The organism is Paraflavitalea soli, from assembly GCF_003555545.1.
GTDB classification, from domain to species: Bacteria; Bacteroidota; Bacteroidia; order Chitinophagales; family Chitinophagaceae; genus Paraflavitalea; species Paraflavitalea soli.
This window is the reverse complement of sequence record NZ_CP032157.1, coordinates 7,485,923-7,508,171: the sequence shown is the minus strand read 5'-3', so window position 1 is coordinate 7,508,171 and position 22,249 is coordinate 7,485,923. Positions and strand designations below refer to the sequence as shown.

General features: G+C 47.2%; 18 protein-coding genes and 1 tRNA gene. 4 read left to right on the top strand and 15 right to left on the bottom strand.

Annotation, left to right across the window (positions count from 1 at the left end; genetic code table 11):
* Positions 1 to 36: 36 nt before the first annotated feature.
* Positions 37 to 6,438, bottom strand: a complete 6,402-nt coding sequence (locus D3H65_RS28960) for an Ig-like domain-containing protein (protein WP_162915869.1) — start codon at positions 6,436 to 6,438, stop codon at positions 37 to 39.
* 1,185 nt (positions 6,439 to 7,623) lie between these two features.
* On the opposite strand from D3H65_RS28960, the gene D3H65_RS28950 reads away from it, so the two are divergent.
* Positions 7,624 to 8,034: a hypothetical protein gene (locus D3H65_RS28950; protein ID WP_119053640.1), complete on the top strand. Its 411-nt coding sequence runs from the start codon at positions 7,624 to 7,626 to the stop codon at positions 8,032 to 8,034.
* A 271-nt stretch (positions 8,035 to 8,305) separates the two neighbouring features.
* On the opposite strand, the gene D3H65_RS28945 is transcribed toward D3H65_RS28950, so the two are convergent.
* From D3H65_RS28945 to D3H65_RS28890, 12 genes are all read right to left on the bottom strand, one after another.
* Complete coding sequence (locus D3H65_RS28945; protein ID WP_119053639.1) at positions 8,306 to 9,076, bottom strand: TerC family protein; 771 nt, start codon at positions 9,074 to 9,076, stop codon at positions 8,306 to 8,308.
* A gap of 14 nt (positions 9,077 to 9,090) precedes the next feature.
* Entirely contained in the window at positions 9,091 to 10,587 is a 1,497-nt protein-coding gene (locus D3H65_RS28940) for a helix-hairpin-helix domain-containing protein (RefSeq protein WP_119053638.1), read from the bottom strand.
* A gap of 2 nt (positions 10,588 to 10,589) precedes the next feature.
* Positions 10,590 to 11,783: a PP2C family serine/threonine-protein phosphatase gene (locus D3H65_RS28935; protein WP_119053637.1), complete on the bottom strand. Its 1,194-nt coding sequence runs from the start codon at positions 11,781 to 11,783 to the stop codon at positions 10,590 to 10,592.
* Between the two features lie 28 nt (positions 11,784 to 11,811).
* Positions 11,812 to 12,864 (bottom strand): TerY-C metal binding domain-containing protein, encoded by a 1,053-nt coding sequence (locus tag D3H65_RS28930; RefSeq protein WP_119053636.1) that lies wholly within the window; start codon positions 12,862 to 12,864, stop codon positions 11,812 to 11,814.
* A gap of 35 nt (positions 12,865 to 12,899) precedes the next feature.
* Complete coding sequence (locus tag D3H65_RS28925) at positions 12,900 to 13,160, bottom strand: YggT family protein (protein WP_119053635.1); 261 nt, start codon at positions 13,158 to 13,160, stop codon at positions 12,900 to 12,902.
* Between the two features lie 123 nt (positions 13,161 to 13,283).
* Positions 13,284 to 13,919: a vWA domain-containing protein gene (locus D3H65_RS28920; RefSeq protein ID WP_119053634.1), complete on the bottom strand. Its 636-nt coding sequence runs from the start codon at positions 13,917 to 13,919 to the stop codon at positions 13,284 to 13,286.
* Positions 13,920 to 13,921: 2 nt separating this feature from the next.
* Positions 13,922 to 14,476, bottom strand: a complete 555-nt coding sequence (locus tag D3H65_RS28915) for a TerD family protein (RefSeq protein WP_119053633.1) — start codon at positions 14,474 to 14,476, stop codon at positions 13,922 to 13,924.
* Positions 14,416 to 15,303, bottom strand: a complete 888-nt coding sequence (locus tag D3H65_RS28910) for a phosphoribosyltransferase family protein (protein ID WP_119053632.1) — start codon at positions 15,301 to 15,303, stop codon at positions 14,416 to 14,418. The genes D3H65_RS28915 and D3H65_RS28910 overlap by 61 nt, the downstream gene beginning before the upstream one ends.
* Positions 15,278 to 15,994, bottom strand: coding sequence for an HAD family hydrolase (locus D3H65_RS28905; RefSeq protein ID WP_119053631.1), 717 nt, complete (start codon positions 15,992 to 15,994; stop codon positions 15,278 to 15,280). The genes D3H65_RS28910 and D3H65_RS28905 overlap by 26 nt, the downstream gene beginning before the upstream one ends.
* Before the next feature lies 1 nt (position 15,995).
* Positions 15,996 to 16,634, bottom strand: a complete 639-nt coding sequence (locus D3H65_RS28900; RefSeq protein ID WP_119053630.1) for a vWA domain-containing protein — start codon at positions 16,632 to 16,634, stop codon at positions 15,996 to 15,998.
* 16 nt (positions 16,635 to 16,650) lie between these two features.
* A complete protein-coding gene (locus tag D3H65_RS28895; RefSeq protein WP_119053629.1) occupies positions 16,651 to 17,292 on the bottom strand; it encodes a TerD family protein in 642 nt (213 codons plus the stop codon).
* Positions 17,293 to 17,464: 172 nt separating this feature from the next.
* A complete protein-coding gene (locus D3H65_RS28890; protein ID WP_119053628.1) occupies positions 17,465 to 18,040 on the bottom strand; it encodes a TerD family protein in 576 nt (191 codons plus the stop codon).
* Positions 18,041 to 18,716: 676 nt separating this feature from the next.
* Between D3H65_RS28890 and D3H65_RS28885 the strand changes: the two genes are divergently transcribed.
* Entirely contained in the window at positions 18,717 to 19,127 is a 411-nt protein-coding gene (locus D3H65_RS28885; RefSeq protein WP_119053627.1) for a hypothetical protein, read from the top strand.
* Between the two features lie 77 nt (positions 19,128 to 19,204).
* Here the strand turns inward: D3H65_RS28885 and D3H65_RS28880 are convergent, their stop codons facing one another.
* On the bottom strand, positions 19,205 to 20,044 hold the full coding sequence (locus D3H65_RS28880) for a hypothetical protein (protein WP_119053626.1): 840 nt from the start codon (positions 20,042 to 20,044) through the stop codon (positions 19,205 to 19,207).
* Between the two features lie 419 nt (positions 20,045 to 20,463).
* On the opposite strand from D3H65_RS28880, the gene D3H65_RS28875 reads away from it, so the two are divergent.
* Positions 20,464 to 20,823 (top strand): DUF1801 domain-containing protein, encoded by a 360-nt coding sequence (locus D3H65_RS28875; RefSeq protein ID WP_245999614.1) that lies wholly within the window; start codon positions 20,464 to 20,466, stop codon positions 20,821 to 20,823.
* Positions 20,824 to 20,932: 109 nt separating this feature from the next.
* On the opposite strand, the gene D3H65_RS28870 is transcribed toward D3H65_RS28875, so the two are convergent.
* Positions 20,933 to 21,694 (bottom strand): superoxide dismutase, encoded by a 762-nt coding sequence (locus tag D3H65_RS28870; RefSeq protein WP_119053625.1) that lies wholly within the window; start codon positions 21,692 to 21,694, stop codon positions 20,933 to 20,935.
* Between the two features lie 296 nt (positions 21,695 to 21,990).
* Between D3H65_RS28870 and D3H65_RS28865 the strand changes: the two genes are divergently transcribed.
* Positions 21,991 to 22,081, top strand: a tRNA-Ser gene (locus tag D3H65_RS28865).
* Positions 22,082 to 22,249 lie beyond the last annotated feature (168 nt).

Here is a 22,249-nt window from a genome sequence, read left to right as displayed (position 1 = left end):
ATAATATCTTCATTGAACCTGTTGCTAACTTTTTATTTACCGCACCAGTGATATCATACCTCTGCGGGTAATTTTCTTTTTGTCTTTGTCCAATCCTTCGGCAATCCACATGTATGTTTCCACTGGTTGTAATACACCTTTAAATCGTCCATCCCATCCTACATTCGGATCCTTGGTCGTAAATACCAGGTTGCCCCAACGGTTGTAGATGTTGAAATAATGGAAGGTGGTAATACCCACTACGATAGGCTTCACGATATCGTTCTGTCCATCGTTGTTGGGGGTGAATATCTTCGGAACATAGATATCAATGGGCACGAACCGCAATTTGGCCGGGCTGCCATTGATGATCTGCTTATCACCCACTTTGGCTGTTACAGATACAGCGCCTGCCGTTTTACTGGCCAGCAGGATGGTAGCATCTCCATTGGCATCGGTCAGCACAGGCTGTATGGTCAATACGGTAGCGTCGCCGGATTCTATTTTGAAGAATACTTCTTTCAGGTTGAGCGGAGTGCCGGTAGCATCCACCACATGGGCTTTCACGCTGTTGGTCTCTACGCCATCGGCGATGGCGTCATTGGAGAGCACAATGAGTCTTGTGTCGGCAATGTTCACATCGGGCTCGGTGGTGAAGGTTACCGTGGCAGGGCTGTTGTTGATGATGGCCACACCATTGACGGTAGCGGTGATGTCCACGGTACCAGCTACGGTACTGGTAAGGGTGATGGTGGCATCTCCATTGGCATCGGTGGTAATGGTTGTACTACCTACGAAGGCGCCTGTACCGCCGGCGATCGCAAACTCAATGGTTGCATTGGGTACGGGGTTGCCATTGGCATCCACCACATGTGCTTTTACGCTGTTGGTAGCGGTACCATTGGCGAGGGCATTATTGGTAGCTACGATCAGGGCAGTAGCAGTATTGCCCGGATCAGGAGGTCCTGCCACAAAGGTTACGATGGCCGGGCTGCCGTTCACAATGGCAGTACCATTGACCTTAGCGGTAACGGTAACTGTACCAGCCACTGTACTCTTGAGGGATATGATGGCATCTCCATTGGCATCGGTGGTCATGGTAGCCGGTCCATCAAACTGGGCTGTACCGGTAGCGATGGTAAATTCTATGGTTGCACCAGGAACAGGATTGCCCTGGGCGTCTTCAATATGTGCTTTTACTTTATTGAGGGCTACACCATCAGCTACTACACCGGTTACTACCACGCTGAGGGCGGTAGCCGGATTGGTAACAGCCGGCACATCTACGGTGAAGGTGACGGTAGCAGGACTTCCGTTGGTGATCGGTGTACCACCGGCTGTAGCGGTAATGGTAACTGCACCTACAACTGTGCTGTTGAGGGTGATCACAGCATCGCCATTGGCATCAGTGATCACAGGGTTGGTCTCTACGATGTTGGCTGCACCGGTGGCAATGGTAAACTGTACGGCAGCGCCTTTCACAGGGTTGCCATTGGCATCTGCCACATGTGCTTTCACACTGGTAACGGCTGTGCCATTGGCCACGGCACTGGGGATCACTACGCTGAGGGCGGTAGCAGGATTGGCTCCGGAAGGCACATCGGCCACAAAGGTCACGGTAGCAGGGCTGCCATTGGTAATGGCAACACCATTTACGGTGGCGGTGATGGTGACGGTACCTGCAGCGGTACTCTTCAGGTGCATGATGGCATCGCCATTGGCATCAGTAGTGATGGGATTGGCATCGTTCAATGTAGCTCCGCTGCTGGCAGTACCACCTGTGATGGTAAATACTATGATGGCTCCCGGAACAGGGTTACCATTGCCATCTACGATATGTGCTTTTACGCTGTTGAGTGCTGTATTATTGGCTACGCGGTTGTCATCGACTACACTGAGTGCGGTAGCAGGGTTGCCCACCACGGGAATATCGGCTACAAAGATTACGGTAGCAGGGCTGCCATTGGTAATGGGGTTGCCATTTACGGTAGCGGTGATGATGACGGTACCGACCAGGGGACTCTTAATGTGCATGATGGCATCGCCATTGGCATCGGTCGTGATCGGGTTGGCATCGGTAAATGCTGCAGTAGTGGCTGTACCACCCGTGATGGTAAATATGATGGCAGCACCAGGCACAGGATTGCCGCCCGCATCTACGATATGGGCTTTTACGCTGTTGAGAGCGGCATTGTTGGCTACCCTGTTGTTATCGACCACAGTGAGTGCGGTAGCAGGGTTTCCAACGGAAGGCACATCGGCCACAAAGGTGACGGTAACGGGGCTGCCATTGGTAATGGGGTTACCATTGACAGTAGCAGTGATAATTACAGTACCTGTAACGGGGCTCTTCAGGTGCATGATGGCATTGCCACTGGCATCGGTCAGGATCGGATTAACATCGGTGAATGCAGCGGTAGCAGCAGTACCACCAGTGATGATGAATACAATGGAAGCACCTTGTACAGGGTTGCCATTGGCATCTGCTATATGCGCTTTCACGCTGTTGAGGGCGGTATTATTGGCCACGCGGTTGTCGTCTACCACACTTAATGCGGTAGCAGGATTACCGGTAGCAGGTGCATCGGCTTTAAAGATCACAATGGCAGGACTTCCGTTAAGGATCACGTTACCATTGACGGTAGCGGTAATATTTACAGAGCCGGCCACTGTACTGGTCAATGTGACGATGGCATCACCATTTACATCGGTGGTAACGGTGGCAGGGCTGGCAAATGTGGCAGTGCCGCTGTAAATATGGAATACCACAGTAGCATTGGCAACAGGGTTGCCGCTGGCATCTGCAATATGTGCTTTTACGCTGTTGGTAGCGGTATTGTTGGCCAGGGCGTTGTTGGTGACTACGCTTAAGGCGGTGGCCGGATTAGCTATAGCAGGAACATCGGCTACAAATTTCACGGCAACGGGGCTTCCATTAACGATGGGGGTACCCTCTACGGTGGCGGTGATGGTAACGGTACCCACTACTCCACTCTTCAGTGCCACCACGGCATCACCATTGGCATCGGTGGTCACTGTAACCGGACTGGTGAAAGTGGCGGTACCGGTGGCGATGGTAAACACCACTGTTGCATTGGGAACAGGATTGCCATTGGCATCTGCTATATGTGCTTTTACACTGTTGGTAGCAGTATTATTGGCTATGGCATTATCGGTCACTACACTTAAAGCGGTAGCAGGATTGGTTACGGCTGGTACATCGGCTACAAAGAACACGGTAGCAGGGCTTCCATTAACAATGGCTACACCATTGACGGTAGCTGTAATATCTACAGCGCCCACCACGGTACTGCTCAGTGTAACGGTGGCATCACCATCGAGGTCGGTAGTGATAAGGGGCGGACTGGTAAAGGTGGCTGTACCGTTGGCCCTGATGAACCGGATCAGGGCGTTGGGCACAGGATTGCCCTGGGCGTCTTCTATATGTGCTTTCACGCTGTTGACAGCAAATCCATTGGCCACAGCATAATTCAGCACAACGGTCAGTTTGGTGGCCGGATTGGTAACGGCAGGCACATCCACCACAAAGTTGACGGTGGCGGGACTACCATTGACAATGGGTGTACCATTGACCGTAGCGGTGATATCAACGGAACCAACAATGGTACTGTTGAGGGTTACCACGGCGTCGCCGCTGGCGTTGGTGGTAACGGAGGCCGGGCTGGCGAAGTTGGCTGCGCCGCTGGCTATGGTAAATACGATGGTGGCGTTGGGAACAGGATTACCGTTAGCATCAACGATGTGTGCTTTTACGCTGTTGGTAGCAGTACCGTTGGCTATGGCATTGTTGGTGACTACACTGAGGGCGGTAGCCGGGTTGGTTACTGCCGGTACGTCCACCACAAAGCGAACGATGGCCGGACTACCATTAAGAATGACGGTGCCATTGACAGTAGCGGTAATATTTACGGATCCTACCACATTGCTTTTCAAGGTAACGGTAGCATTACCATTCGCATCGGTGGTTACGGAAGCGGGACTGGCGAAAGTAGCGGTACCACTGTATATATAGAACAGCACGGTAGCATTGGCCACCGGGTTGCCCTGGGCGTCTGCTATATGGGCCTTCACACTATTGGTAGCTGTATTATTCGCCAACGCATCATTTTGTACTACACTGAGGGCAGTGGCCGGATTGGCGATGGAAGGTACATCTGCCACAAAGATGACGGTGGCAGGACTTCCATTGGTAATGGGGGTACCATTGACGGTAGCTGTGATGGTAACAGAACCGGCTACGGTGCTCTTCAGGGTTACCACGGCATCGCCGCTGGCGTTGGTAGTAACGGTAGCGGGGCTGGCGAAGGTGGCCGTTCCAGTGGCTATGGTGAATACAATGGTTGCATTGGGAACAGGGTTGCCGCCGGCATCTACAATATGTGCCTTTACACTATTGGTGGCAATATTATTGGCCACGGCATTGTTGGTGACTACGCTTAAAGCGGTAGCCGGATTGGTTACAGATGGCACATCTACCACAAAAACTACAATGGCCGGGCTGCCATTGAGGATGGTAACGCCATTTACAGTAGCTGTTATTCTCACCGATCCTACCACATTACTCTTAAGTGTAACAATGGCATCGCCGCTGGCATTGGTAGTTACGGTAGCAGGGCTGGCAAAAGTGGCGGTACCACTGAAGATATTGAATACGACGGTGGCGTTGGGAACGGGGTTGCCACTGGCATCTACAATATGTGCTTTTACACTATTTGTAGCTGTATTATTGGCCACGGCATTGTTGGTCACTACACTGAGTGCAGTAGCCGGGTTGTTGACAGCGGGCGCATCGGCCACGAATGTAATGGTTAGGGGACTGCCATTGACAATGGCCACGCCATTGACGGTGGCTGTAATAGTTACATTCCCCGCCAGGTTGCTGTTGAGATTAACGAAGGCATCCCCACTGGCATTGGTGGTGGTGGAAGCCGGGATAGCAAAGTTGGCGGTACCGCTGGCGATCGTAAATACAATGGTTGCATTGGCTACGGGGTTGCCATTGGCATCAACAATATGTGCTTTTACCCTGTTGGTGGCTGCACCATTGGCCAGGGCATTGTTGGTCACTACGCTAAGGGCAGTACCCGGATTGGCAACAGCGGGTGCATCAGCCACAAATCTCACTACAGCAGGGCTTCCATTTACAAGGGGTACGCCATTCACGGTGGCAGTAATACTCACATTTCCGGCTACCAGGCTGGTAATATTGATATCGGCAAATCCGCTTGCATTGGTAGTAACGGTACTGCTACCCACAATGGTGCCGGTACCGCTCAGGATATTGAATACAACGGTAGCATTGGCTACAGCATTACCGTTGATATCCCTGATACGGGCTCTCACGCTATTGGTGGCGGCGCCATTGGCTATGGCATTATTGGTGATAACAAGTAAGCCAGTGCTGGCAGCAGTTACATCAGGAGGACCGGCGGTAAAGGTCACATTGGCGGGGCTGCCATAAATAATAAAGACACCATTGACCCTGGCTGTAATTTTTACATTTCCGGCAACGGTACTGTTGAGTGCGATAACGGCATTGCCACTGGCATCGGTATTTACAGTAGTGGAACCCACAAAATTAGCTGTACCACTGAAAATGGTGAATACGACTGGCTGGTTGGCAACGATATTGCCGTTGGCATCTACCACATGGGCTTTTACGCTGTTGGTTGCAATACCATTGGCGACAGCATTGTTGGTAACAACGCTCAATGCGGTGAGGGGATTATTGGTTTGCGGAACGTCGGCCACAAAGGTTACGGTAGCAGGGCTACCATTCGGGATATTAATACCGTTCATGGTCGCAGTAATATTTACATTACCTGCGATGGTACTGATCAATGATATGTCGGCATTACCGTTGGCATCGGTTGTCAGTGAGGAAGGCCCCACAAAACTGGCGATTCCGGAGGCAATGGAAAATGCGATGGTTTGACCGGCAATGGGATGGCCATATGCGTCGGTAATATGTGCGCGTACGCTATTGGTAGCGCTGTTGTTGGCAATGGCATTGGTCGTTAATACGGATAACCTGGTCGTAGGTGTATTAACGGTAGGTGGCGCTGCCACAAAATAAGTAACGGCTGGGCTGCCGTGAATAAAAGGATCTCCATTAACATAAGCCTGAATGGATACAGTACCAACGATCAGACTGGGAAATGGTACATTGGCATCCCCGCTGGCGTTGGTGGTATAAATGGGTGTAAATCCTCCACTGGAGGATACGATCACGATATCAACACCGGCTACGGGATTACCAAATTCATCTACCACATGGGCTTTTACGATGTTCTGGTCGATGTTGTTGGCAACAGAGTTGTTCTTTACGATGGTCAACTTAGAATCAGGGTGTGTAAGGTCGGGCACGCCTGGCGGGTGACCTGCGCCTGGTGCAAATGCCGAAACACCTGTGTGGAACCCGAGGGTACACACAAGCATGCAAAACAACACAGTTAATAATCTCTTACAACGTGTTTCCCTTAATGAAAATAAAGGGTGAATAAATCCTGATGCTGAAGCCATACGGTATAGAGTTTATTCAATAATCGAAATCTATTACTATGCTATACCACCGGGGTGGGATAGCCACGCAATCCGTTACCGGCAGCACCGGTAAGTAATGATTAGGTTATTGATTACAGGGGGATAGTGTTTTGTGCATTACTGCCCTGCAAGAGATCCATATATGCCAGGACGTTGCCCGTGGCTATAGGCGCTTGTTTGAAGACAGTTATTAAACACCGGATGAAATGGAGGCTGTAATTGCCTGAATAGTGTAGGGGTTAGTGTCATAGTATTGGTTTTAAAATAATCTTTTACGGTTTTTGGATAGATATTGGATTTACTGGTCAAAATGCTTTGCGCGTGAAATTAGTTGTCTTTTTTAATATAGGAAATAACCTAAAATACATTCATATTTCCCCTATATATAAACATATAACTAGTATTGTATGGATAAAATTGTATCGTTTTGGGAATTTATTTCAAGGTTACGTGTAACTACGCACTTTAGAGACCCGGAATGGGAAATATTCTTGAGGATTATCAAGAAACAGACCCCGGGGACCAGTGAGTTAGATCATAGAAGGGTGACATTAAAATTGAGGGGTAAGAGGTATAAAGGCAACAAGGCATCGAGGCAACAAAGGCATCGAGGCAACAAGAACAATGAGACAACAGAGAAGGCAAGGAGAAGCTCGGAAGCAGGCATTCCGGGAGTGATTATAATTAATTGACATACCTGATTTAGCTGTACCTATATCCTTGAAATTGGGTCCGTATATGTCGAAATTGTTAAGAAAAAGGAAAAAAGGGGGCTATTTTGGATTATTTTCTACCCCAAAATGAGGTTGGGGATCATGTTGACTTTTGCCTGTAACCCGCGCCTATGGCTCATTCGCTGTTTTAAAAAATGGGTTTACGATACTGAAACGGCCCTTTATTTGGTTTTTGGGGTGGATAATGCCGCTGTATGTTTGCATCATGAAATAAAGAACACACCATCCTGGTGTTGTTTACAGGAGTAACGAACTCCTACTTTTTCTTCTACATTGCCTGCCTGCCCGATTGCCCATCCCATACGAAGCTTACAGCACTGTTTTAAAAACTTTTAAAATATACATTATGAAAACGATTATGAGGAATTATGGAATTTTGGCAATCGCCTTAGTAGCTTTCACTTTATCTTTCTCTACCAGCGCGCTGGCAAACAACGAAAAAGAAAAAATTGCTTCTGCTATAGAACTGAAGTTCATTGGTCATTATGAAAACCAACCGGTTTTCCAACTGAACCTGAACAACAAAGAAGAAGATGAATTTACTATCACTTTCCGTGATGATTTTGGCAATGTGCTGTACAGCGGTAAAGTAAAAGGAACCAGCATTTCGAAGAAGTTCATGTTGAACATTGAAGAGATTGGCGATAACGTATTAAGTGTGGAAGTAAAAGCAAAGAAGAACAATCAGGCCGAAGTGTACAAGATCAACAGGAACCGTAGCTATGTAGAAGAAACTGTAGTAAGCAAGATCAAATAATAAGCTGGTTTTTTGTTTTAAAAAAAGTGGAGCATCTACAATAGATGTTCCACTTTTTTTTGTGAATAGGCAACCTTAAAAGAGCTGCGAGCCGTCCCGCAGAGCGGGACAAGTTTTGCTTCGACAGCAGATTTCTCACTACGCTACGCTTCGTTCGAAACAAACAAGGGTGATAACATCAGTAAAAGGGAAAAGGGTGAGCCGCCTTTGGAAGGCGACCCACCCTTTTCTTTTAGTATATACTATTACTTAATTTTTATCTTACTTCCTCTTATACGCCTGGTTCCTGTTTCTTTTTACCAAACAGGGTAGTATAAATAATGGGGATAACGAATATGCTGATCGTAAGGATAGATACACCCCAATCGGCAGCATGGCTACCCAGGAACTTACTGAATGGTGATTCGGGTACGAAATGTTCATACAAAGAAAGCATGAGCTTAATACCTAAGATGGCAATTACAATAAAGGCGGCAGCTTCCAGGAACGCATATTTCTCCATAAGCTTTACAAAGCCCTGTGCCACAAACCGCATAGCCAGGATACCAATAAATACACCCACCCAAATGAGTATGATATTATCAGAAAATGCTACTGCAGCAAATACATTGTCGATGGAGAAAGCCAGGTCCATGATCTCTACCAGGGCTACGGTTGCCCAGAAGTTGCCCAGGGCTCCCACGGTGACTTTGTAAAGCCAATTGCTTTTTTTATCGAGGGTATCATCTTCTTTTTCGGGTGTTTGTTTGCCTTTCCACCAATCCCATACGAGGTAAAGGAGGTATAAACCACCGAGAGGTTTGAGCCACCATATTGTAATGATATATGCAGCGAGTAATAAGCAAATACCGCGGAAAACATACGCGCCAATAATGCCATACTTCAGGGCCCTGCTTCTTTGTTCCTTTGGCAGGTCCATCACCATGGTAGCCAGTACAGCGGCATTATCGACCGACAGCAAGCTTTCAATAACAATAAGATTCCCAACCACCGCCAATGCAGCCCACGGGTTGTTGAGAATTTCCTGGATCATGTGATTCATGTTGTATTCTGATTTTAATTGTTTACCATTTGTACGATGATCAATCGCCCGCCCTCTTCTTTAGACAGGAGGATCTTTTGTGCATCTTTTATCTCCAGCATTTGCCCGATTGGAACTTCCTGGTCTGTATCCATATCCTTCAAACCGGGAATAGCCTGGTTGACCAGCACCCATTTATCATTGTGGAATACAAAATAACCTACGGGCTTTTTCTGATCGGCTGTTAAGCGCTCGTTGGGTGAAATGTTCTTATTGATATGCCACTGATAGATGTATTGGTTGCTGTACACCATGAGCCTGTGATTTTCAAAGCTAAACATCCCTTTTGGATTTTTAGAATAGAGATTCAGTACAGGCAGCTGTCCGCGGTAAGGCGTACCACAGAAAGGACATTTCGGCGCGGTGGTATTGTCAAATACGTACCATTTCATTTCGCAGGACTTGTTCTGACAAGGCTGCATGAGATCAACTGATCTCACCAGGGCATTTTCCCACTCATCGGCTGTTGGACGCATGGCGGGATTGTGCAGTCCGTCGATGAATGCCCTGTCAAAAAGCTGCTTCAGGTAAGGACCGGTAATGGTATAAGGCAATTTATCGGTATCGGCCCAGGGCAGGTAACTCGGCTTTACCTGACTTAGTTTGGGCCTGTTGGTCTTATCGGTAGGGTGTTCAATAAACAATGCTTTGGAGCCCATGGACAGCTCTTCGTCTTTCTGGGCATCTGCATCGTGCACTTTTCCTCCCCGCAAGGGATGGCGCCGCAGCAGGTACATGTAGATCATGACAGCCAGGGCGTGCCTGTCGGTAGGAATACCCGGAAACTTCCTGCTCTTGTCTTCCTTGGGCAGGTGCCTGGTGGCCAATACCTCGGGCGCAATAAAATCGGGTGTACCCAACACATCGGGCGGGTATTTGCCGGGCACCACCAGCCCGTCAATATCAATAATGGCAGCCCGGCCAGTGACAGGATCTATCAATACATTCTTGTAAGAAAGATCGGAGTGAGCCAGTCCGGCAGCATGCATACGTTTTACGCCGCGGCTGATGGTAATGCCAATGAGGAAATATTTATACCAATCGCCTTTCTCTGAAGGGTCGAGGTTTTTATTCTGGTGAAAAGCGCTGGCAAACCATTTGCCTTCTTTTTCCTTGCCTTTGATCTGCAGGAAATCATTGTTGCGCGATCCGGTCTGAAAGAAGAAATGTTTCTGATAGGTGGGGGCTACAATGCCGAGGCGTCCATTCCATTCTACTACTTTGGTGGGCCAGCAATAGAGGTCTTTCCAATAATCGCCGCCGGCCTGTTTAAAGATGCGGTCATAAAAGGTGCCGGTAATGGTGAGGAGACGATCCTTGGCCACCGCATCCTGTTTATCCCTGAAGAAGGCTACTACATAAGATTTATCAGGGCTGAAGTAAACATCTTTCATGCCGCCCTGGCCAATCATGTCATTCACAAACTCTACGTCTGAGCCGTCTGCCGCCTTTATTTTGATGGTGTTTGCCATAATTAAAAAAGTATTGCAATTGTTCGGTCGTCGTATTCGCCTTTTACCCAGAAATCCAACCAATGTAATAACTGGTTATGGGCATTTTCATTATCTCTCGAAAGATTTACTTCCTTTTGCATTTCCTGGAACAGCTCGTCCCATTTCTCTGCTTTGAAGAGATTGGCATCGGTGTGGAACCAGGCATCAGTAATACCATCGGTCATGAGCACCAGGGCATCGAAATGGTCTACCAACTGGAAGCGTATGCGCTTGTAGAAGGAAGCTGCTTCAAAGACTTCCGGCATGGTGAGAAACCTGGTTTGGCCGGAGTATTCGCCGCTATCGGTCTCACCCAGTATTTTTGGGGCTTCTCCTTTTTTGTAGATGCCCACTCCCCCATCGCCTACCCAAAAAGCACCAATGAACCATTTATCGCCGTATTGGCGGCATACAGTGGTGAGCAAGGTGGTAGCATAATCCTTTACCAGGTTCTGGGAAGCTTCTGCTTCTTTGGCAATGTTCTTATAAGCCAGGAGCACAGCATTGCCCAGGGTATTGTACAAGGTATCGCCAATGGCTTTGCGGCTGGCATCATCGGGATTAGCCTCCAGCTGTACGATCAGGGCTTCGAGCTCATCCAGTTTGTTGCCGGTAGCGGATAGGGACAGGTGTTCTACTACGGTATTGCATACAATGCGGGAACCTTCGCGGGAGAACTTGGCTGAGCCGGCGCCATCTGCCACGGCAATAACATACCAACCGGTATCAGACCGGTACATCACATCAAAATCATCATCCCTGAATTTGCCTTCCCGGGCATGGGAGCGGCCACGCTTGCTGGCTGCAATCATGGTTTTGGCGCCGGTAATGTCCATCACGCTGTCGGTGTGGGACTTTTGATAAGGGGCTTCCAGAGGCGGCTCCTGTTCGGTCCATAAGCTCCTGGGATCAAAATTCACAAAGAGGTGTACGGGCCTGGTGAGCAACTGCTCTGTATGGCTGTCTAATGGTTTATAATGCAAGGTTATGTCTGCATCGCCGGGTGTGGAAGGAATACCCTGTACGGTACCCGTTGCCGGGTCATAGCTTAGCCCAATGGCTTCGAGTCCTTCAAAATGATGTTCGCCAATATCGGATAGAGCAAACTTTCCCCATTGAATGGCATAGGAGTAAGCTTCTTTTTCTTTGGCGTTGGGAAATACGATCTTGTCCACAGAATAATTGGGTTAATGAAAATAGTTGTTATCCTCTCGAACGGTTTATATCATGATGCCCGGATGAAAAACCAAATTTAGCCTGGGTATTGCACCAGGGGCAGGTACTGACTTCTTCGTCGCCGGTACACATGATACCGCCACAAGCACAGGTACTAAAGCCGTATTGATTACCGCAGCAGGGACAATGGGGAAAGCCTACCAATTCGCCTGAACTGATCTTTTGGTTGGTGGGGGTATTGTCACTCAACTGAAAATAGGTATCATCAACGGGAAAGGATCCCTGGAGTTTAAAGAATTGGGTTTCCAGTGAAAGCCCTTCTATGTTGGAGGGGGTAATATTGCGTTTGTATTTAATGAGGTAGGGCTTTTTGGTGGCCTGGCATTTGGACAGGAAGACGGCAAAATTATTGTCGATGACTTTGGAAGAGGGTGTGGCAGGAGGCTCTACCTTAGTGAGGTAAGCGTCATCCAGCTTAGCCAGTTGGGGGCCGTCTATATTGCTTTCAGACACACTCATGCTGGTGGTCTTGATAGAAGCAGTAACCCATTTAAAGAATGATTTGTAAGACTCCGGTGCCAGGTTCTTCACCAGCAGCACATCATTGGTAAGCTGGCCCAGCACGGCGGTATCGGTATTATCGCCCAATGCAATGGCCACGATGGACGCTTTCTTTTTGTATTGGTTGATCCACTTTGTAACAGCCGGTGTGGGGTTGTCGGTGGGGGCTCCATCGGTAAACAAAAAGATGATGGGTTTCCAATCGCCCTTGGTATCAGGTGTACTCTTTACCACATTGGTGTCGATATCGTGCATGAGGAATTCGAGGGCTTCACCCAGGGAAGTACCACCCCCAATGGGAATGCGTGGGGGATAAAAGGAAGTCAATTCGGTTAATGGAACAATGCGTTTCGTTTTCCCGGCAAAGACGATGATGGATACCCAGGCTGTTTCCAGCGCATAGGGATCAGATCGCAGGTCTTTAATGATGGAGGCCAGTCCTTCTTCTACATAGGGCATTTGATCGCCCACCATTGACTCTGAAACATCTATTAAAAAGTATACCGGTAATCTGCGCATAGCAAGGAGGTTTAGGTTTATTTTAAAGGTTAGGTTTAAAACCGGCCAATGCCTAATAAAAGTAATAATAGAATGAGCAGGACGATCTGTGACATGTCTACAGCAAGTCCGCTGCCTACCTGGAAGGGTTTGATGACTCCCCGGAGGAAATTCAACATGGGGTTAAACAATTTGCTGAAAAAGTCAAATGTGCCTTTGTAACGATTGTCTAACCTGTCTTTATAGGGCAATAGTTTTGAATACAGGAAGAGGCCTATGATCAAAATATTGAGGAGCATGCATATGATGAAATACATACTTTGTTGTTAATTGTTCTTCAGAAGGCGGATCATCAGTCGGTAATCGGCAGTCGACAATCGGCAATGCTGATATTATGCTTTCCTTATTTTACTTAACTGCACACCTGGATCACAGCGACATTAAATGACCATATTCACCTGGGGAGGGGGCGGAGGTAAGACCACATCGCCGCCGGCGCCCATACTTCTGTTGCCAGTACTTACGGACGCTGAAACCCATTTAAAGAATGATTTGATGGTAGAGCTGTCGGCCGTGTCGAGGTGCACCACGATATGGGTGAGCTCTTTGAGCAACTGGTCATCGACCTTGGGACCCGCCGCACAGGCTACGATCTCGCCAAAATGCCGCTTCTTCACTTCGGGTATCATTTCGCGGTACTTCTGGAGGTCGCTGGGCTTTCCATCTGTCATGATAAACAAGAGGGGCATCCAATCTCCTTTCTGGTCAGGTGTGCTTTTCAATACCTCGCTATCCACCAGGGTACAGAGCATTTCCAGCGCCTGCCCCAGGTGGGTAGGCCCTGAATCGGGCGTAGTGATCTCGGGCAGAATGAGGCTTTCCAGGTCTTTGAGGGGAAGGATGTTGGTGACTTCCCGATCGAAGGTGATGATGGAAAGGTGCACAGACTCCAGGGCAAAGGGGTCCTGTCGCAAGAACCCAATGAGTGATTCAAGACCATTCTTTACGGCTTCAATGGGCTCTCCTTTCATGGAGCCGGAAGTATCGAGCAATAAATAAACCGGCAGTCTTCTCATAATTAATTGTATTTACCTAAAAACTGTTCGAGGCCGCCGCTGTGGCCAATACCTACTGCTTCAAATTTCCAGTTCTCGTCTTTTTTATAGATGCGGCCAAATTCAACAGCCGTTTCAATAGAGAAGTCTTCTCCCAGCTCATACTTCATGATCTCTTCGTTGGTGGCGGCATTGAATACGCGAATGAAAGAATTCCTTACCTGGCCAAAATTCTGTTTGCGAGCCGGTGCTTCATGGATGGTAACTACCACGCAGATCTCTTTAGCACCTGGGTTAATATTAGACAGGTCGATCTCGATGGTCTCATCATCGCCATCACCATCGCCGGTGGTATTATCGCCTGAATGCTTTACAGCACCATCGGGAGATTTGAGGTTGTTGTAAAAAACAAAGTACTCATCGGCCAGGAGTTTCCTGTTCTCGCCGAGAATGAAGACAGAGGCATCGAGGTCGAATCCCTGCCCTGTTTGAGCTTCATTGGTATCCCAGCCGAGGCCTATGGTAAATTTGGGGAGGTCAAGGTTGGCGCGTTGTCCTTTTTGTAAGTTGATAGGCATATGTGATGATTTTGATGGGTGATTGTTAACAATTGGAGAAAGTTCTTATTGTATTCCTCCATTTCATGGTAGCCATTGCTGATGGCCAGATCGGTAAGTTGTTCACAAAACAAAGCGGATTGCTTTGAAATAAAGGTTTCGAAGTCGGCAAACTCCGCGTTGAGAATGTATTTGACAATACGGGTATTGACCTTAAAATTGCCCGAATTGATAATGCTGCCCAGGTCATGAACCGATTTTACAAAACTGTAGTTAAGGTCATTTTCGATCCTGGGATGGATATTCTTACCATCGAGTTGAGCAAAGTAGAGGAAGTAAGCAACCTCTTCTTCCAAGGCAAATTGTTTCAGCAGGTTGCGGATCACGAGCTCATGACTGCCGGTGATCTTGATATCATCGATAAAGATCAGGCATTTACCCCGCAGGAATTGACTGTCCAGGTGGTACTTATCGTTGAGAATAAGGTTGAGCCTGCTGTCGGCATCCAGTTCCCCGTAATCCAGGCTATAGGTCTTATAACGATGGATCTTGGCTTCTTCTGCTACAGGTAAGCGATTGACGGCTAAAAAACGGTTGATGGTTTTCTTAAAAGCTCCTGCCATGGCATAAGAAGCGGTAGGGATGGCAAAATAAGGGCTAGGCAATATGACCAGCTGTTTGCCGGCCTTTAATGCTTCGCCATGCTGCGCCAGGAATCCATGGGCGAGTGCTTCGCCAAATGATTCAGCTATATGGCCATCTCCAAATTTGAAGCGGCTATAATCAGCAGGGTTGAACGTAAAGGCATCGACCCCCATTATCTTATGCAACGAGTACACTGAGCTCATCCTCTATGTTTTTTAAGGTCATGCTTTGATCATTGATGAGAAAAGCATTGATCCCAAAATCCTTTGCCCCTCCTACATCGGTAAGACTGTTATCGCCAATGTGCACGATGTGCTGTTTGGATAAACCGGCGGGATACAACTCCTTTGCCTGCCGGTACATGTGTTCAAAGATGATGGGTGAGGGTTTGGAAGCCGACACTTCATCTGAATATACCTGGAAGTCCATGTACCGGGCTATGCCGGTATCTTCCATGAGCCTGCGCAGGGTACGGCCCTTGATATAACCGGTGTTGCTGGTGATATTGATGGTATGCCCCCTGTCTTTCAAGGCAGCCAGCAGGGGTACAATCTCTTCATGCAGCGGCTGCGCCGGGTATTGAAAGAATAACTGCTCGGACAGGGTGTAGTATTCTTCCAAATGAGGTGGCAGCAGTCCCGACATATCGACACCGAGCTTATCAAGTGCGATCATGTACATTTCCAGGGAGTCTACGTTCTTTCCTACCGTTTCGTTGATACGATTCACCAACTGGTCGGTTTGCCGGAACACTTTAACGACCGCATCGGCATCTACATGACTAATCTTAAAATAAGAACAGAAGAGCTTTGCTTTTTCTTTCTTAAAATCCTTATTTGACCGGATCAACGTCAACCACAGATCAAAGGAAATATGTTTTGCTTCTTTCAACATCTTATACAACTACGTTTACTTCTGGTGGTGGTGGAGGCAGTTCATTGAGGCCGGTTACTTCCTGGCCGCCGCTTTCTACTTTCTGGCTACCGGTGCTGATGGAAGCAGATACCCATTTAAAGAAAGCTTTGATGGTGGAAGAATCGGCGGTATCCAATTGCACCACGGTGTCGGTAACCTGCTTGAGTACATTGGTGTTGGCAGCCCGGCCAGCGGCGCAGGCTATCACCATACCAAATTTCCGTTTGCGGTATTCATTAAGCCCCCGCTGCCAATCGTCGGTAGGTTCTCCATCGGTCATGATGAATACGAGGGGTTTCCAATCGCCTTTTTGTTCGGCGGTGGTGCGGGCCACTTCTACCTCTACCCTTTGTGCCAGTAAGTTGAGGGCCTCACCCAGGGAGGTGGTGCCTGCAGCCTGAAGATCCGGCATCTGGAACGTTGACAATTCGGTAAGGGGTACGAGTTGTTGAGCCGACGTACTGAAGGTGATCACGCTTAAATACGCTGTTTCCAGCGCATACGGATCCTGGCGCAAGGTAGAAATGAGGACCTGGACACCATTCTTCAGGGATTCAATGGGCTCTCCAGTCATAGAACCGGAAGTGTCAAGTACCAGATACACGGGTAATCTTCTCATACAAATATTTTGATGTTTATACGTTCACATATTGTTTCAAGATCTCCACGAAGGAGTCGGCCTGGTGGGGTGTACCCAGGGCGCGGAATTTCCAGCTGCCGTCTTTACGGTATACTTCAGCAAATACCATGGAGCACATGCCATTGAAGGTGGCGTCGCCCGACAGGTTGAAGCGGGCAATTTCCTTACCGCGCGTGTCTATTGCACGGATAAAGGCATTTTCCACGAGACCAAAGTGCTGATTCTTCTGGCGGCCCTGATAAATAGATACGACGAATACGATCTTATCAAAGCGTGCATCGAGGGTATCGAGCTTGAAGACGAGTTGTTCGTCGTCGCCATCACCTGCTCCTGTTCTGTTATCGCCGGTGGACCATGCTTTGCCGGAAGGGTGCTTGGGGCTGTTGTAGAAGACCACATCACCGCCAATGAGTTTATCGCCCAGGTTGGCTACTTTACCATTACTGTCGAGCAAAAAGGCTACGGCATCGAGGTCAAAGTCTTCCTGTTTGCCACCGAGAAGCTTTCCGAGGAATCCGCTTTTTTTCTCGCGGATATCCCATCCGAGGCCGATGGTTACAGTTGCAAGGTCAAAATCGGCTCCGCCATCGTTTTTTCTAAGGTCAATTGTTTGTCCTTTTACCAGGTTAATTGCCATAAATAAGGTTCTTTTTGTTTTATTTATTAGGGTTTAATCGCTGCCTGTACTGCTTGTACCGAAAAATATGCGCTGTCGCCTCCAACAGCCCTTCGACAGGCTCCTTTAGATCAGGGTGAGCCGCCCTTAGAGGGCGACCCACCCTTCGACAGGCCCAGGGCGACAACTGGTATCATTTAATGATCTGGCCTTTATAATATTTGCCCAGGAAATAGCCCAGGTCTTCTTTATAGCCGATACCGGAGGCTTCAAACTTCCATTTGCCATCGCGTTTGTAGAGGCGGCCAAATTCCACGCCTGTTTCGATGGAAAAGTCTTCCCCCAGTTCATATTTGGCGATCTCGTTGCCGCTGGCATTGTCCACGAGCCTGATATAGGAATCCCTGACCTGGCCAAAATTCTGTTTGCGGGCGCCGGCATCATGAATGGTGACCACAAACAGTATTTCTGCAATAGCAGGATCTATTTTGGTAAGGTCTACTACGAGGCTTTCATCATCACCGCCGGCAGAGTTGCCGCCGGTAGGATCATCACCGGTATGGTGCACCGCAGCATCGGGAGAATCTGTATTGCCATAGAATACAAAGTATCCTTCTGAGGGGATGAGCCTGGAAGCATCGATCATAAATGCAGAAGCATCCAGGTCGAAGGCGGAGCCTGTTCCTTCATTTGGATTCCAGCCCAGCCCTACACTGATGTTGGAAAGGCCTATGTCTATTTTCTGGCCTTTCTGTAAGTTAATTGCCATTGGTAAGGTATTAGTTTACGTATCAGGGAAATTATTACGGTTTGTCAAGGAAAAAATGGCATTAAAAAATGACCATGTTCCCAGGCACTAAAATATGGCTGCTATGGTAAGGAAGATATGTTTGTAAACGATGGCGGGACTTTGTTATAACACACGGCATCGATCAACTGGGTACGCGCAAGCATATTTTAAAGGGTTTATGGTTGTTTCAAAGGGCGAGACAAAATATAAAAAAAATATTACTCACCAGCATTAATATATGAAGAAATTCAGCATCAATGATAAACTTATGTAATGTGTTGAAGTAATGAGCTGCGAGCGATGAGCTACGAGCTGCGAGCGAAAGGCAGGGGAAAGCGGCAAGGAGGCAGCCAGGCATAGAGGCGAGGGTATCCTGAATAATAAAAAAACAGGGGTAAAAATGGCTTGGAGATCATTTTCACTTTTTTCTGTAACCCGTGCCAGCAAAGGGTTTTAACATTTCTATTACGTGTTTAGCATCCTGAAATGAAGCATTTGTTGGTTTGTAGCCCGATGATTGTCGCTGTAAGTTTGCATCATGAACGAAGGGAATGAGGGCTAAGACAAGCGAAGCCCGAAACCTGAAAGAAGTTCAATCCCGCAGCGGGGGATAAGCGCTGAAAAAACGGTTATAAAATTATAAAATATACGAATTATGAAAATCAAGATGAGGAATTTCGGAATGATGCTGATGGCAGTAGTTGCTTTAACCTTAACCTTTTCCAACACCACTTTAGCCAATGGCGAAAAGAACCCCAAGAGCTCTTCTATAGAATTGAAATTTATCGGTCACTACGAGAACCAACCGGTTTTCCTGCTGAACCTCAACAATACAGAAGAAGATGAGTTTTCTATCACTTTCAGGGATGATTACGGTAATGTACTGTATTCCGGTAAAGTAAAAGGAAGCAATATCTCCAAGAAGTTCATGTTGAATACGGAAGAAATTGGAGACAATGTGTTGAATGTGGAAGTGAAGGCAAAGAAGAATGACAAGTCTGAGATCTACCAGATCAATCGCAACCGCAGTTATGTGGACGAGACAGTAGTGAACAAGGTTAAATAATTTCAGTTATAGTTTTCGTTTATGTGTTTGAATACACCGGGCTGCACCGGTGTATTTTTTTTGTGTATAGTCCTACTTTATTGTACCACCATTGGCTGTCGTTTGTACACCACATTGGGTGCTTCTTTCATGGTCCAGCTATCGGCCCATCCGCTGAACTGGCTTGCCAATTGTGGGTAGGCCATGAGCAGGACGGCTTTGCCGGAATAGATATTAACCCTGATCTTGCTGTGGTCACGATAGGTTTTCTCTCCTTCAGCAGATTGCAGATCTTCCACCCACCGGGGTGTTATATCTGCCAATGACCGGGCAACGAAGCTGGACTTCAATGAGGATACAGAGGAAGGGTCGTAAGCAAATTGTGCTTTATAAGCTTCAACTTCATCGTACAGGTCTTGTAAGTAAGATTTATCCAGTTGGGAATCGAATATGATCTCTCCTGCTTCGTACTGACCACCATGGGTGATCTCATGTATGAAATTAGCAGTAGAACCTACAGTTAAAACAATGCATCTTCTCCTGGTATCGTACGCAGTAGAACCTTCTGCTTTGATAGAAGGCTTCAGGATATATTCTACATCACTTTTTTCGAGTGTATTGACAAGGCCGATCACTTTATCGAGGTTGGAGAGCCTGGCTTTGAGGGAATTGATCTCGTGCTGTGCTTTCTCTTTATTGCGGCTTAATTTTTCTTTATCTGCAATGGCATCATACAAACTATCTCTTTTATTAATGATCAATTCCTTATGCCTTGACCATTCATCAAGACACAAGGAATTGATTCCTTTGGGGCCAGGCGTAGCCAATGGGATGGCGTCCGGCACGTCCATATCAAACACCAAAGAATAAGGGCCATTTGCCACAGCGGCAAAGCCGAGAAGGTTTATGATCAGCGCATAGGAAAGCTGCCTGGACATAGATCAAGGTTTAATGGAATGTAACAATAAGGTTATGTTCCGTGCATGGCACGGTATAGGATACAATTATTACCGGGAGCGATTTTTACAGGTGAGTTTTCAAAGCGTGTACGGTGGTTGTGTGCTTAAGGTTGGTTGGTGGGGTGCACTTGTTGTCGGGTTACTAACGGGCTACTATCAGGTGTATAAAAAGCGAATGCAAGGTTAGTAAGTTTTTATAGTAAAATCAAACAATATTCGTTAAAAGTACTATTTATTTGATCTTAGTTAAGTACTTAATGAGTGGACTAAGTGTAAACATGGAGTGCGCAAGTAGTGTATACAAGAAGGCTGGGCATACATTTACCCGATCTTTGTAACTTTAAAGTCTTCCTTACCAGTCGGTTGTCGTCTTGCAAGGACCGTTATACCCATTTGCCATGATGAGAGAAATAGATCATTACTTCCTGAACAAAGAAGAGCCCGTAAAAAGTTACTTACTGGCCATGCGTGAATACTTATTGCATTTTGATCCAGGTATTACAGAAGCATGGAAATACAAGATGCCTTTCTATTGTTACAAAGGAGCAATGTTTTGTTACCTGTGGGTGCATAAGAAGAATCATCAACCTTATTTAGGTATCGTAGAAGGGAATAAGATCGAACATCCGCAGTTGATACAGGAGAAGAGAGCGCGTATGAAGATATTGTTATTTGATCCGGAAAAAGATATTCCGGTAAAGACGATCAACGAAATTTTGAAAACAGCGCTTGCTTTGTATAAACAAGGGCAGCCCTAATTGCGCTAAGGTTTACCATAAATTAACAAGGACAGCTACTATGGATAATCGATCCATGATAGCTGTCCTTGTTGTATGATCAACCGGAGACATCCGGTATAATATTTACTTAGCCAATGAGACCTGTAGCTCTCTTTTGTACAAAATCCCAGTTGATGGCATTCCACCAGGCAGTGATATAATCGGGCCGGCGATTCTGGTATTTAAGATAATAAGCATGCTCCCATACATCCAATCCCAATAAAGGGAATCCTTTTATTTCGGCCACATCCATCAGGGGATTATCCTGGTTGGGAGAAGATACAATGGAGAGCTTTTTGTCTTTGCCCACGATCAACCATGCCCAGCCACTGCCAAAACGGTTCTTGGCGGCATCGGCAAACTGGGTTTTGAAAGCATCGAAGGAATTGAAGTCTTTTTCTATGGCAGCCAATACTTTACCGGTAGGTTTGGCTCCATCGACAGGAGTTTTGAGTGTTTGCCAAAACAGCTCATGGTTATAATGGCCGCCTGCGTTGTTGCGCATTTTAGCCGAATATTTTGAAATACCTGACAGGAGGGTTTCCAGGGAAGTAGCATTCTTATCCACCTTTTCAGCCGTTACTGCATCGGCCAGGTTCTTGGCGTAGGTAGCTGCGTGTTTGGAGTAATGAATCTCCATGGTGGTGGCGTCAATAGCAGGCTCCAGGGCAGTGTAGGCATAAGGTAATGGCTGTTGTTCGTAAGGCGTGGCCATTCCTGTTTTCAGCGCCGGTGCCGGGTGGGAACCGATTGCCAGGGCATCCAGCACTGGCAAAGACAATGCTGCTGCCAGCCCTGCTTTACCCGTGGTGATGAGGAAATCCCGGCGATTATTGGTTTTGTTTGCCATAGTATAGGTGTGTTTTTTATGTATGAAGGAACAATATTACAATGATTGTGGGTGGGGACGGAAAATAAATACGCGGTACTAATGCAATTTTAATACCTGATTATCAGCTAAGGTCTGACATAAAGCTGATAAATGAATCCTGTTAACATCCGCTTAAAGGGAAACCAGCGGAGCCACTGAGTCTATTCATTGTCAATAAGCTATCATAGGGCGACTATTTCAGAAAATGGCAGAATAAAGTGCGATTTGAATTTGCCATTTGATATTTTCCTCTTATTTTTGCGATCCCGTAAAAAGGAGAGGTGCCTGAGTGGCCGAAAGGGCCGGTTTGCTAAACCGTTATACGAGCTTAAACTTGTATCGAGGGTTCGAATCCCTCCCTCTCCGCTGAAGAGCTGCCGTTTTCAGCACGGTAGTTTGATTGTCCGGTGAATTTAGTTTCCTGATTAATTCAGGTTGATAAGGAAACAGGAACGGGAAGTAGCGCAGGCCGGTAGCGCATCCCGACCTTGGGGTCGGGAGAGTCGCAATCAGGTAGCGTTTGTAGAAAGAAAA

What these genes read in the sequence shown, in the direction of transcription:
- D3H65_RS28950 (WP_119053640.1), top strand. Translation starts at nt 7,624, where the DNA reads ATGAAAACGATTATGAGGAATTATGGAATTTTGGCAATCGCCTTAGTA.
- D3H65_RS28905 (WP_119053631.1), bottom strand. Translation starts at nt 15,994, where the DNA reads ATGTTGAAAGAAGCAAAACATATTTCCTTTGATCTGTGGTTGACGTTG.
- D3H65_RS28910 (WP_119053632.1), bottom strand. Translation starts at nt 15,303, where the DNA reads ATGAGCTCAGTGTACTCGTTGCATAAGATAATGGGGGTCGATGCCTTT.
- D3H65_RS28925 (WP_119053635.1), bottom strand. Translation starts at nt 13,160, where the DNA reads ATGTATTTCATCATATGCATGCTCCTCAATATTTTGATCATAGGCCTC.
- D3H65_RS28940 (WP_119053638.1), bottom strand. Translation starts at nt 10,587, where the DNA reads ATGGCAAACACCATCAAAATAAAGGCGGCAGACGGCTCAGACGTAGAG.
- D3H65_RS28900 (WP_119053630.1), bottom strand. Translation starts at nt 16,634, where the DNA reads ATGAGAAGATTACCCGTGTATCTGGTACTTGACACTTCCGGTTCTATG.
- D3H65_RS28880 (WP_119053626.1), bottom strand. Translation starts at nt 20,044, where the DNA reads ATGTCCAGGCAGCTTTCCTATGCGCTGATCATAAACCTTCTCGGCTTT.
- D3H65_RS28875 (WP_245999614.1), top strand. Translation starts at nt 20,464, where the DNA reads ATGATGAGAGAAATAGATCATTACTTCCTGAACAAAGAAGAGCCCGTA.
- D3H65_RS28930 (WP_119053636.1), bottom strand. Translation starts at nt 12,864, where the DNA reads ATGCGCAGATTACCGGTATACTTTTTAATAGATGTTTCAGAGTCAATG.
- D3H65_RS28920 (WP_119053634.1), bottom strand. Translation starts at nt 13,919, where the DNA reads ATGAGAAGACTGCCGGTTTATTTATTGCTCGATACTTCCGGCTCCATG.
- D3H65_RS28885 (WP_119053627.1), top strand. Translation starts at nt 18,717, where the DNA reads ATGAAAATCAAGATGAGGAATTTCGGAATGATGCTGATGGCAGTAGTT.
- D3H65_RS28890 (WP_119053628.1), bottom strand. Translation starts at nt 18,040, where the DNA reads ATGGCAATTAACTTACAGAAAGGCCAGAAAATAGACATAGGCCTTTCC.
- D3H65_RS28945 (WP_119053639.1), bottom strand. Translation starts at nt 9,076, where the DNA reads ATGAATCACATGATCCAGGAAATTCTCAACAACCCGTGGGCTGCATTG.
- D3H65_RS28915 (WP_119053633.1), bottom strand. Translation starts at nt 14,476, where the DNA reads ATGCCTATCAACTTACAAAAAGGACAACGCGCCAACCTTGACCTCCCC.
- D3H65_RS28895 (WP_119053629.1), bottom strand. Translation starts at nt 17,292, where the DNA reads ATGGCAATTAACCTGGTAAAAGGACAAACAATTGACCTTAGAAAAAAC.
- D3H65_RS28870 (WP_119053625.1), bottom strand. Translation starts at nt 21,694, where the DNA reads ATGGCAAACAAAACCAATAATCGCCGGGATTTCCTCATCACCACGGGT.
- D3H65_RS28960 (WP_162915869.1), bottom strand. Translation starts at nt 6,438, where the DNA reads ATGCTTGTGTGTACCCTCGGGTTCCACACAGGTGTTTCGGCATTTGCA.